The sequence below is a fragment of the Acrocarpospora pleiomorpha genome, from assembly GCF_009687885.1.
GTDB lineage: Bacteria > Actinomycetota > Actinomycetes > Streptosporangiales > Streptosporangiaceae > Acrocarpospora > Acrocarpospora pleiomorpha.
In genome coordinates, this window is sequence record NZ_BLAF01000008.1 from 249,114 (window position 1) to 262,293 (window position 13,180).

Consider the following 13,180-nt stretch of genomic DNA (forward strand, 5'->3'; position numbering starts at 1 on the left):
CCATGGCGCACGCCGACCTGATCGCCACCCGACTGGGTGTTCTCGGGCCCGCCGTGACCTTGGACATCCAGCCCGCCGGGGTGGTGCACCTGGCCTGCCAGAGCATTCACGCCGGCGAGTCCGCGCTCGCGCTCGCCGGGGTGGTTTCACCCGGTGGTAGCAGCGGATTCCTCCTGCTGAAGCCGATGCCTACCGCGGTGGCCGACGGCGACCCGATCCACTGCGTGATCGACGGTAGCGCGCTGGGCCGGGGGCGGGTCGCGCAGCAGGCCTGTGCTCGCGCCGAGGTGCACCGCGACAGCATCCAGTTCCTGTGGCGGCGCGGGTACCACTCGGGCAAGGCCGCGCTGGACAGAGTGTTCGACGGCGACGTGTTCGACGGCGACGAAACGGGCGGCGAGGACGACGCGGTGACGGCTCTGCTGGAGATGCCAGTGCTGCTCACCCGCAGGCAGGTTCCCGTCGCTGACGCTCCGCTCGACCTGAACCGCCGCTTGACCGCAGTGCTCTGCTCCGCGGACGACGCCGGAACGGTCTGCGCATTGGTGCTGTCAGAACCACCCGCGCGCCCGTCGTCGTCGACCAGGGCCGTGGTCCGGACCCTGCCGTTGTTGCTGTCGGCCGACAGTGAAGAGACCTTGCGCGGCAAGGCGGAAAGCCTGCGCGTCCACCTGACCGAGCCCAGCGGCCCCGACCTGCTGGACACCGCACACACGCTGGCGGTCGCACGGCCGCACCTACCGCATCGGGCCGTAGTCCTCGCCAGTGACCGCGCGGAGCTCGCCGACGGGCTCAGTGAAGTCGCGGCCGGCAGGGGTGGCGCGGAGAAGGCCCGCACTGGGCGCAAGGTGGCTTTCCTCTTTCCCGGTGAGGGCGGGCAGCGGGCGGGCATGGGACGTGAGCTGTACTCGATGTTCGACGTGTTCGCCGACGCGCTCGACGAGGTGTGTCACCACCTGGACGCGGTGTCCACCTGGTCGGTGCGCGGTCTGCTGCTCGGCGATGGCCGCACTGAGGTCGCACCTGCCGACGAGGCGCTGTACACCGAGGATGCGCTGTTCGCCGTCCAACTGGCGCTGTTCCGCCAGTTCGAGCACTGTGGCGTGCGCCCGGACTTCGTGGCGGGGCATTCAGTTGGGGAACTGGCTGCGGCGACGGCCGCCGGGGTGTACTCGCTGCCTGATGTGTGCGCCTTCCTGGCCGAGCGGATCAGGTTGTTCCGGGAGAAGACACCCGTCGGCGGCATTATGATCGCGATGCGCGTCACCGAGGCGGAGGCGCTGGAATCGTTGTCCGGGCTCGAACACCTGGCCGGGATCTCCGCGGTGAACGCCCCGAACTCCGTGGTCGTGTCCGGGGACCGGGAAACCGTGCTGCGGATCGCCGGACTGTGGTCGGATCGTGGCCGCAAGGTGAAGCAGCTGCCAGTCGACCGGGCTTTCCACTCCCCGCACATGGCCGCGATGGCCGGTGACTTCGAGCAATTCGCCCGTGGTCTTTCGCCCCGGCCACCGCGTATCCCGCTCGTCCCGGTGTACACCGGGTTCGGATCGGACCCCGACGTGGTCTGCCGTCCTGAGTACTGGGGCGCGCAGCTACGCGGGACCGGGCACTTCCTCAACTGCGTGACCAGCCTCGACGCGGCGGGCGTCGACACCTACGTGGACATGAGCGCGAGTGGCGTGCTCGCCGCGCTGGTCGAGGAGACACTGCCCGAGTCCGCTGCCGGGAACGTGCTCGTGACCGCCGCGCTGCGCGGCGAGTCCGATCCGCACGCCGTGCTCGGCACGCTGGGCGAGTTGCACACCCACGGTGTCTCGGTGGACTGGCCCGAGGTCTTCCGCGGCTGGGGCGGCCGGCGCACGCACCTGCCGACCGAACCGATCCAGCCCGCCCGTGCCACCTCCCGGCCGACGGATCTGCCCAGGTTGATCCGGACCGAGGTCGAGGCGATGTTCAAGGGCGGCTACCGGCCGGGCCGGTCGTTCGTCGAGCTCGGACTGGACTCCGTGGCCGCCGTGGAACTGGTGAACCGGTTGCGCAGGCGGACCGGGCTGAAGATCGCCACGGCCGCGCTGTTCGACCACCCCACCCCGAATCAGTTGGCCGCGCACCTGGAAAACCACGCGTCCCAGCCGGTTGCCGTGGTCCCGCGCCGGAGCGGTTCCGACGAGCCGATCGCCATCGTCGGGATGAGCTGCCGGTTCCCCGGCGGAGTGCAGTCGCCGGAGGACCTCTGGCAGCTGGTCGTCTCGGGTCGTGACGTCATCTCGTCGATGCCGGAGGATCGCGGCTGGGACTTGGCTGCCCTGTACGACCCGGAACGACAGCGGCCGGGCACGACCTATGTGCGCAAGGGCGGGTTCCTCCACGACGCCGCCGAGTTCGATCCCGCGTTCTTCGGCATCGGTGGGCACGAGGCTCTCGAGATGGACCCTCAGCAGCGGCTGCTGCTTGAATTGTCCTGGGAGGCGTTCGAACGGGCCGGCATCGACCCCGCCGCGCTGCGCGGCAGTGACACCGGGGTCTACGCCGGGTTGAGCCACAACGACTATGGCATCGGCCCCGGGTACGCCGGTTGGACCGCGCGTCCGCATTTGGCGATCGGGACCGCGGCCAGCGTGGCCTCCGGCCGGATCTCGTTCACCTTCGGGCTGCAGGGGCCCAATCTGTCCATCGACACGGCATGCTCGTCGTCACTGGTCGGGCTGCACCTCGCCGCCGCCGCGCTGCGCCGTGGCGAGTGCTCGCTGGCGCTGGCGGGCGCGGTGAATGTGCTGTCCTCACCGATGGTGTTCGTGGAGTTCAGCCGCCAGGGCGGGCTCGCGCCGGACACCCGGGTGAAACCGTTCGCCGAGGGCGCTGACGGCACCGTCTGGGCCGAGGGCGGTGGGATGTTCGTGCTGGAGCGGTATTCCGACGCGCGCCGCAACAGCCATCCGGTTCTCGCTTTGATCACGGGGTCGGCGGTCAACTCGGACGGAGCGAGCAACGGGCTCACCGCGCCCAACGGCGTCGCCCAGCACCGGCTGCTGGTCTCCGCACTCGCTGACGCCCGCCTGCGGCCGTCGGACGTGGACGTCGCGGAGGCGCACGGCACAGGCACGAAGCTCGGTGACCCGATCGAGGCCGGCGCTCTGCTGGCGGCCTACGGGGCGCATCGGCCGCCGGACCGGCCGCTGCTGGTGGGCTCCTTGAAGTCAAATTTGGGCCACACTCTGGCCGCGGCAGGCGCGGCCGGGCTGATCAAGATGGTGCTGGCAATGCGGCACGGCGTGGTCCCGGCGACCCTGAACATCGACCAGCCCAGCTCCCACGTGGATTGGCGCGCGGGGCTGAGGTTGGTCACCGAGCAGATGCCGTGGCCTGATCACGGCCCGCCCCGGCGGGCGTGCGTGTCGTCGTTCGGGATCGGCGGGACCAATGCCCACATGATCCTTCAGCAGCCACCCGCGCAGGCGGAGACCACGGCGGAGCCCGTCGTGTCCGTCTGGCCACTGTGGACAGTTTCGGGCGGTTCGGGAGCGGCTCTGCGCGCCCAGGCGGGCCGACTGGCCGCGCATTGGGACGCCTACCCCGATCTCAACGAGCGCGACGTCGGCTTCTCGCTGGCCACGACGCGGTCGGCGCTGGCGCATCGGGCCGTGCTCACTGGAGGTGACCGGGATCGGCTGCGGCGCTCGCTGACCGCGCTGGCAACGGGCAAACCCGACCCCGGCCTCATTGCCGGCGTGGTAGCCGAGGGAGGCTTGGCCTACCTGCTAACCGGTCAGGGGAGCCAGCGAGTGGGCATGGGACGCGAGCTGTATGCCGCGTATCCGGTCTTCGCCGCCGCATTCGACGAGGTGTGCGCCGGGCTGGGCCTGCCGGTGAAGGAGACGGTGTTCGGTACGGATCAGCAACACCTCGACCGGACGGAATTCGCCCAGACCGGCCTGTTCGCCCTCGAGGTGGCACTGTTTCGGCTGTTCGAGAGCTGGGGTATCCGGCCGGATCTGCTGCTGGGGCATTCCATAGGTGAGCTGACCGCCGCCCACCTGGCCGGAGTGCTGTCCCTGCGGGACGCGTGCACGCTGGTCGCGGCGCGGGGCTCGCTCATGCAGGCGTTGCCCGAGGGCGGCGCGATGTACGCGGTGGCGACATCGGAGGACGAGGTCGCGCAGTTGCCCCCAGGTGTGTCGGTGGCAGCGGTGAACGGGCCCCGGTCGGTGGTGATCTCCGGGACAGAGGAGGCGGTCGTCGCGCTGGCGGAGCGGTTGCGAACCCAGGGACGCAAGACCAGGCGCCTGCAGGTCAGCCACGCGTTCCATTCCTCCCTGATGGATCCGATGCTCGACGAGTTCCGCGCGGTCGCGGAAAGCCTGACCTATCACCCACCCGAGATCCCCATCGTGTCCGATCTGACCGGGCGGCTGGCCACCACCGACGAGCTGTGCTCGCCCGAGTACTGGGTCCGCCACATACGCGGCACGGTCAGGTTCCTCGACGGGATGCGGACGTTGCAAGACGAGGGCGTCAACACGTTTCTGGAACTGGGACCGGAGACGACGCTCACCGTGATGGCCGCCGACTGCCTCACCGAAACGGCCGACGCGGCGGTGATCCCCGTCCTGCGCCGCGACGACGTGCTCGGCGCCGTCGCGGCGCTGCATGTCCGCGGACACGGGCCGGACTGGTCGGCGTGGTATGCCGGCAGCGGGGCGCGACGAGTGGACCTGCCGACGTATGCCTTCCAGCGCAAGCGGTTCTGGCTGATGCCCGACGCGGTCGAGAGCCACTCCCAGCAGACCCACGCGGCCTTCTGGGAGGCCGTTGAGCGCGACGACCTTCAGCGCCTGACCGATCTGCTGGGCACGAGCACCGACCGGAAGTTCAGCGAACTGCTGCCCGCGATGGCGCGGTGGCGACGCAGCCATGACCGGGAAGCCGCGATGGACCGGCTGCGGTACCGGATCGCCTGGCAACCCGGGCCGGACCAGGCCGCCCGCCTGCGGAACTGGCTGATCGTGCACTCCGAGGACTTACCCGTGCCAGAACCGCTCGGCGACAAGCTCGGCGCCCAGACGCTGCCCATCGGTATTGGTGCGGGCCGCGCGGAGATCGCCGAGCGCCTTGCGTCGTCCGTACGTGACGGCGAACCGATCGACGGGGTGCTGTCCCTGCTGGCGCTGGATGAGCGGGGACATCCGGGAACGGCCGAGGTGCCCGCCGGGCTCGCGCTGACCAGCGCGCTGATCCAGGCCATGGGGGACGCCGAGCTCGAAGTGCCGTTGTGGTGCGCGACACAGGGAGCGGTGTCCACGGGCTACGGTGACCGGCTCAGCAGCCCGGTGCAGGCCATGGTGTGGGGATTCGGCCGGGTCGCGGCGCTGGAGCACCCAAACCGGTGGGGCGGGTTGGTCGATCTACCACTCACGGTGGATTCACCGGCGGCCGAACGATTGGCCGGTGTGCTCTCCTCGGCGGAGGATCAGGTCGCCGTGCGCGCCTCCGGAGTGTTCGTCCGGCGCCTGCTGCACGCGCCGGTCGGAACTGGACCCCGACGCGACTGGCCATCGCGCGGCACCACGCTCATCACCGGAGCGTTCGGCGCGCTGGGCAGGCAGCTTGCCAGGTGGCTGGCCGCCAAGGGCATCGAACGACTGCTCCTGACAGGCAGGCATGCGAGCGATCCCGAGCTGGTCGCCGAGTTGACCGCCCTCGGCGCCGAGGTCGACGTCGCCGCCTGCGACGTGGCCGACCGGGAAGCGGTGGCAGCCCTGCTCGCCGGGATCCCCGAGGACCGCCCGCTGACCGCGGTCGTGCACGCGGCCGGGGCGCTCGACGACGGCGTGATCGACGCGCTGGACCCGCAACGGCTCGCGCGGGTCTTGCGGGCCAAGGTCGCAGGCGCGAAGAACCTCCAGGAGCTCGCCGGAGAGCTGAAGGCGTTCGTGCTGTTCTCCTCCGCCACCGGCGCGGTCGGTAACGCCGGCCAGGCCAATTATGCGGCGGCCAATACCTACCTCGACGCGCTGGCAGAACAACGTCGCGCCGACGGGCTCGCGGCCACGTCGGTGGCCTGGGGACCGTGGGGGGCCGGTGGTATGGCGGTGGACGGGGCGGAGGCGCGGATCGTGGCCGCGCGACTGCGCCGCAACGGCATGACGGTGCTCGACCCGGACCTGGCGATCGCCGCGCTGGACCTGGCCTTCGCGCAGGACGAGTCCGGACTGGTGGTCGCGGATGTCGATTGGGCCCGGTTCGTTTCGGTGTTCGCGACCACCCGGCACAGCCCCTTGCTCGTGGACCTCTCCGAAGCGCGGCAGAGCAAGGCCGCCGCGCCGTCCGCGGAGGTCTCCTCGTTCATCCGGCGGCTGGCCGGAGTATCGCAGGCCGAGCGTGTCCGTGCGCTGCGCGATCTGGTGTGCCACCACGCCGCCCAGGCGCTCGGGCACGACTCGGTCGAGGCGATCCTGCCTGGGAAACCCTTCCATGAGCAGGGGCTCAGCTCCCTGGGCGTGGTGGAGCTGCGCAACCAGCTGAGTGCGGTGACCGGACTGCGGGTGCCCGCGAGCGCGTTGTTCGACCATCCCACGCCCACCGCGCTGGCCGGCTACCTCGACGCCGAACTCGCTCCGGCCCCTGCCGCCGCGCAACCTGAACGCCCAGTGCGGGAGGAGCTCGAGACGGCGGATCTCGACACCCTGCTGAGCCGCGCCGAACAAGAACTCGACTTGGCAGCAAGGGACCGTCTCGATGACTGACGACCGCAAGTTACTCGACACCCTGCAGCGCCTCACCACCACGCTGCGGGACACTCGGGAACGCCTGCGTGCGGTCGAGGCGAGCGCACACGAGCCGATCGCCATCGTGGGTATGGGCTGCCGGTTGCCCGGTGGGGCGAACGACCCGGACGGACTATGGCGGCTGATCGACGCCGGCCGGGACGCGGTCACGCCGTTTCCTACCGACCGTGGCTGGGCAGACGAGTTCACCGGCGCGGGGGCGTTCGTTTCCGACGTGGCCTGGTTCGACGCGGGCTTCTTCGGAATCGGTCCCCGTGAGGCCCTGTGGATGGACCCGCAACAGCGACTGATGCTGGAGATTTCGTGGGAGGCGGTGGAACGGGCCGGAATCGACCCGATGTCCCTGCGCGGCTCGCGGACGGGGGTGTTCACCGGGACCAGCGACCAGGACTACCGCAGTCTGTTCGGCGAGCCCGGCAACCACCACGAGGACGGTGACCACCTGGCGATCGCCACCTCCGCGGGCGTGCTGTCCGGGCGAGTCGCCTACCTGCTCGGCTTGACGGGCCCGTCGGTCTCGATTGACACCGCGTGCTCGTCCTCGCTGGTGGCATTGCATCTGGCAGTCCGGTCGCTGCGCGCGAGGGAATGCGATCTCGCGCTAGCTGGGGGAGTGCTGGTGATGGCCACGCCCAGCGTGTTCACCGTCTTCCAGCGCCAGGGCGCGCTGGCCGCGGACGGCCGGTGCAAAGCGTTCGCGGAGGCCGCGGACGGTATGGGATGGGGTGAGGGCGCCGGGGTCGTGGTCGTCGAGCGGCTGACCGATGCCCTCACCCATGGCCACCCGGTGCTCGCCGTGGTGCGGGGCACCGCGATCAACTCCGACGGGGCGTCCAACGGGCTGACCGCACCCAACGGGCTCGCACAACGGCAGGTCATCCGCGACGCGTTGGCCGACGCGGGGCTGCGCAGCCAGGATGTGGACGCCGTCGAGGCTCATGGCACGGGAACCCGGCTCGGCGACCCGGTCGAGGCGGCCGCGGTGCAGGCAGCCTACGGCCGTGACCGGGAAACCCCGCTGGTACTCGGGTCAGTGAAGTCGAACATCGGGCACACGCAGGCCGCGGCCGGTATCTGCGGAGTGATGAAGATGGTGCTCGCGCTGCGCCACCAGACCCTTCCGGCGACGCTGCACGTGGACAGCCCGTCGTCGCATGTGGACTGGGGGGCGGGCGCGGTGGAACTGCTCACAGAAAGCCGCCCCTGGCAGTCGAGCGCGGGCCGTCTTCGGCGCGCCGGGGTGTCCGCGTTCGGTATCAGCGGCACCAATGCCCACGTGATCCTCGAAGAGGCGCCGCCCGCCGAAGCGCCGGCCGTCGGCGCAGCGCAGTCACTGCCGTGGGTGCTCTCGGCTCGGACCGAATCCGCGCTGCGCACCAAGGCGAGGCAGCTGCTATCGCATGTGGACGGTAGGGATCCGGCGGGTGTCGCGCGGGCGCTGATCACCTCCCGCAGTACGTTCGAGCGTCGTGCCGTGGTGCTCGACCCGGATCCCCTGCCCGGGTTGACCGCGTTGAGCCGGGGTGACGCCGTACCGGGCGTGATAACGGGCACTGCGGACCTGATGGGCAAGGTGGTGTTCGTCTTCCCCGGTCAGGGTGGTCAGTGGGCGGGAATGGCCGCAGACCTGCTGGACGCGTCGCCCACGTTCCGAGAGGGTATCCACCGCTGCGCCGAAGCGCTGGCGCCACATGTCGACTGGGACCTGCTCGCGGTGCTGCGGCAGCAGCCGGACGCACCCTCGCTGGAGCGAGTGGACGTAGTGCAGCCGACGCTGTTCGCGGTCATGGTCTCCCTCGCCGGCCTCTGGCGGTCTTGCGGCATCGAGCCGGATGCGGTGGTGGGGCACAGCCAGGGGGAGATCGCCGCCGCCCACGTCGCCGGCGCGCTGTCCCTCGAACACGCCGCGTTGGTGGTTGCCCGGCGCGCGAAGGTGCTGACGGCACTGTCCGGCCGTGGCGGTATGGCTTCGGTGGAGATGCCTGCGGACGAACTGCGGGCCCGACTGTGCGATCGGCTGTCGATCGCGACGGTCAATGGACCGGAGTCGGCGGTGGTCGCGGGAGCCACCGACGCGCTCGATGCCTTGCTGGCGGAATTGGCCGAGTCCGGTGTGCGGGTGAAGAAGCTGGCGGTGGACTACGCGTCCCATTCGCCCCAGATGGAGCTCATCCGCGACCGCGTCCTCGCCGAGCTGGCGCCGGTGTCGCCGAAGGCCACGGACCTCCCATTCCACTCCACGGTAACCGGCGCCGTGCTCGCCGGGACCGAGCTGGATGCCGGGTATTGGTACCGGAACCTGCGCATGCCGGTGAGGTTCGACGAGGCGGTCGCCGGGCTCGCGGTGCCGGAACACTCGTTCTTCGTGGAGGTCGGACCGCATCCCGTGCTGGTCCCGGCGGTGCAGGCGGCCGTCGATGACAAGGCCGTGGTCGTGGGATCGCTGCGCCGAGGGGAAAACGGCCGCAGAGCGCTTCTCGCCTCGCTCGCCGAGCTGTACGTCCGCGGTCTGTGTCCGCAATGGACTGCCTGGGCAGGCCCGGAAGCGCCCGAATTTACCGAGCTGCCGACTTATCCGTTCGAACGCAAGCGGTTCTGGCTGACCCCGCGTAAGTCCGCAAGCGTTGGTCATCCTGTCCTGGATACGCCGGTGGAGCTGGCGGACAGCGACGAGCTGGTGCTGACCGGGCGCCTGTCGGTGGCGTCGGCTCCGTGGTTGGCTGATCATCGGGTCCTGGACGAGGTCATCCTGCCCGGAACCGCCTGGCTCGAGTTCGCGCTGCGCGCGGGCGCCGCGGCAGGCTGCGCCACGGTGGAGGAACTCACCCTGGAACTGCCGCTGGTTCTACCGGACGACGGTGCGGCGACGGTCCAGTTGCGTGTCGGCGCACCGGACAACACCGGGCGCCGTGGGCTGACCCTCCATGCGAAAGTGAACGGTGCGGGCTGGGTGCGTCACGGTGGGGGAGTGCTTAGCGAGGGAGTGCTCAGCCCGGCGCACGCCGAGCCCGAGATGATCGAGGAGTGGCCGCCCGCCGGCGCGGAGGTGGTCCCGCACACCGGCCTTTACGCCGCGCTGGTTGGTCACGGGCTGCGATATGGCCCCACATTCCAAGGTTTGCGGACAGTGTGGCGGCGCGACGACGCGGTCTTCGCCGAGGTGGCTTGCCCGGTGGACGCACGTGGCTACGTGGTCCACCCGGCACTTCTGGATTCCGCTCTGCACGCTCTCGGACTCAGCGGCGAGGCAGCACCAGGTGAAGGACCTGTGCTCCCGTTCGTATGGACTGGGGTGACCGCGCACACAGCTGAACCGGCGACACTGCGAGTGCGGCTGAGTGGGTCGGTCGATGACGGGGTGCGGCTGACGGTGACCGATGGCGAGGGCATGCCGGTGTTGTCGGTGGACTCGCTGGTGCTGCGATCAGCTGCCGTACGAAGCGATGCGCCGCGGGACGCGCTGTTCCGGAACAAGTGGGTCGAGGTGCGCGCGGCGAGCAGTGTCGCCTCGGAGACAGTCGCGGCCGTGGGTTTCGAGACCGACCACTTCCCCGTTTTTCCGGATCTGGCGGAACTGGAGAATGCGGTCTCCGCGGGTCTGCCACCGCCGGGCGCGGTGCTTGTCCCCGGCTCCAGCGGCTCGGTGCGGGAGTCCGCGCGCCGCGCGCTGAGACTGGCCCAGCGGTGGAGCACGCGTCCGGAGTTCGCCGCGTCCAGGCTGGTGTTCGTCACCTCGGGCGCGGTGGCGGCCAGGACCGGCGACGACGTCAGCGACCTGGCCGGCGCGGCCGTCATCGGCCTGATTCGGTCGGCGCAGACCGAGGACCCCGGCCGGTTCGTCCTGCTGGACGCCGACGAGATCACCCCACTGACGATCAGCGCTGTGCTGGCCTCGAACGAGCCGGAGGTCGCCGTGCGGGGCGGGCAGCTGCTGGCACGCCGCCTGGTGCGGGCCTTCCCCCATAGGCCGGCGAAGTTCGCCGGGGCTGAGGACACCGTGCTGATCACCGGTGGGACCGGCACACTCGGCGGGCTGCTGGCCCGTCACCTGGTCACCGTGCACGGGGTGCGACAGTTGGTCCTGGTCAGCCGCCGAGGTGACGCGCCAGGGTTGCGGGACGAACTCACCGCACTGGGAGCCACCGTCACTGTGGCCGCCTGCGACGTCGCGGACCGGGCAGAGGTGGCCGAGCTGCTCGACGCACACCAGCCGACGATCGTCGTCCACGCGGCCGGGGTGCTCGACGACGGCATGGTGATAACCATGACCGAGGACCGCCTCGGCGCTGTCCTGCGGCCGAAGGCGGAGGCGGCGCTCGTCCTGCACGAGCTGACTCAGGATTTGCCGCTGAAGTCGTTCGTGCTGTTCTCCTCGGCTGCCGCCACCGTGGGCAGCGCGGGCCAGTCGAACTACGCCGCCGCCAACGCTGTGCTCGACGCACTGGCCCACCACCGGCGCGCGCGAGGACTTCCCGCGGTGTCGCTTGCCTGGGGCCTGTGGGCCGAACGCAGTGACATGACCCGCCATCTGGACACGGCGACCGACTCGCTGTCCACGAAGGAGGCGTTGGCGCTGTTCGACACCGCGGTCAAGCTGGCCGACCCGGTGCTGGTGCCCGCCCGGCTCGACCTGCGTGGCCAGGCCGGGCCCCTGCTGCATGAGCTGGTGAGCCAGCCGGAGGCTTCGAACGGGGATCAGCGTCAGCTGCTCGACCTGCTCGGGGAACCGGAGCGGGAACGGGCCCTGCTCGATCTGGTGCTGGAGAAGGTCGCGGTGACCCTCGGGCACCACGGCACGGACGAGCTCAGGCCGCAGGCCAAGTTCCTGGAGATGGGTGTGGACTCACTGGCTGCGGTCAGCATCCGCAACCACCTCGCCAAGGCACTCGACCTGCGGCTGCGGCCGACCGTCACCTTCGACCATCCAACACCGCTGTTGCTGGTCGGGCATCTGATGAAGGTGCTGGCCCAGGGCGAGGACGAACCGGCCACGCAAGAGGACAACGAGACCGTCAGAGAGCGGTACCTCCGGGCCACGGCGGCCGGATGGGAGAAATCACGAACGTTCTTCACCTCGCTGAACGAGCTGCCTGATATCCCCCGACCGGTCCGGCTGGCAAGCGGCCCGCAAGGACTGGCACTGGTTTGTGTCACCGCGGTCGTTGGCACGTCGGATCCGGTGCAGTATTCCCGCCTGGCAAAGCCGTTCCAGGGCGAACGAGACGTCTGGGCTCTGCGGCAGCCGGGTTTCCGCGATGGCGAGGCGCTCCCGAAGACCAAGGATGTGCTGCTGGAGATGCACGCAGCCGCTCTGCGTGCGGAACTGCGGGAGCGGCCCTTCGTGCTCACCGGCCTGTCCTCCGGTGGTCTGATCGCTCACATGCTCGCCCGGTACCTGTGCGACCAGGGCACCCCGCCGGCCGGTGTCGTCGTGCTGGACACCTACGACTCCAGCAAGGTGAGCCGGGTCGACCCACTGCTGCCCGGTCTGGGTGAGCAATTGGAGCTCCGGTTGGAGGACCCGAGATTCGCGGTGTCCGGCGACGACGGCTGGGTCACCGCCACGCTGCATTACCAGACACTCGATCCGACGCTCACTGATCTACCGATCCCCGTGCTGTTCGTGCGTGCGGGGGAACCGCTGGAGGGCTGGCCGGCAGACTGGGAACCCGTCTGGCCGTTCGACGACCCCACCGTCATCGCCCGCGGCGACCATTTCACCATGGCGGAGGAACATGCCCCGTACACGGCGGCCCTGATACGCGACTGGATCCGGACCACCTTCGACTGAGCCGGACGCGGTGCCCTACACCAGCCCGCGCTGGCGGCCATCGCCGTGAATCGGAGATCCTCGACAAGCTCGACCCGAGTGCCGACGACGGGTTGCCGTTCACAGGAGGATCCCGCAGAGCTGGTCTTCGCCGGGCCGGAGGGCGGGCGGGCTGCTCCGCTCCAACTTCGCTCGCCGGATCTGGCGGACCGCCTGCGACGACGGCCCTCAGATCCTTCCCGGCACGGTCATCCACGGGCTGCGGCATTTGCACAAGTCGGTCTTGATGGAGGCCGGCGTTCCTGGCGTGCTGCAGTTCGAGCGGCTGGGTCACGAGCTGGGCGGCATGGACGGCGGCTACGGTCATGTCACCGAGGCGATGCGCACCCGTCTGACGGATGAGTTGCAACGCCGCTTGCGCAAACTTGGCAAGGGCCGGAAACGGTGATTCGGCGGTGACTGGCGGACCGCTGAAGGGTCCTGCTCGGAGTGTGCTCCGGAGGGAGTAGAAATGCTCCCGGTTTCGGGGTGACCTCTACCCGGCGAAACTGGGCAGACCGCTACCGATCGGGGTAAGGGTCTTGATCTTCCGGCAGCAGTGTGCTCCCGTTTTGCTCCCGAT

3 protein-coding genes are annotated in these 13,180 nt (G+C 70.0%); all 3 read left to right on the forward strand.

Annotated features, from left to right (window positions below; all coding sequences use genetic code 11):
- Positions 1-2 precede the first annotated feature (2 nt).
- The 3 genes from Aple_RS08285 (at position 3) to Aple_RS08295 (ending at position 13,006) form a co-directional block, all read left to right on the forward strand.
- Positions 3-6,746 (forward strand): type I polyketide synthase, encoded by a 6,744-nt coding sequence (locus Aple_RS08285; protein WP_246264252.1) that lies wholly within the window; start codon positions 3-5, stop codon positions 6,744-6,746.
- On the forward strand, positions 6,739-12,579 hold the full coding sequence (locus tag Aple_RS08290; RefSeq protein ID WP_155343897.1) for a type I polyketide synthase: 5,841 nt from the start codon (positions 6,739-6,741) through the stop codon (positions 12,577-12,579). Before Aple_RS08285 ends, Aple_RS08290 begins: the two co-directional genes overlap by 8 nt.
- Positions 12,580-12,865: 286 nt before the next feature.
- Positions 12,866-13,006 (forward strand): hypothetical protein, encoded by a 141-nt coding sequence (locus Aple_RS08295; protein ID WP_155343898.1) that lies wholly within the window; start codon positions 12,866-12,868, stop codon positions 13,004-13,006.
- Positions 13,007-13,180: the final 174 nt, after the last annotated feature.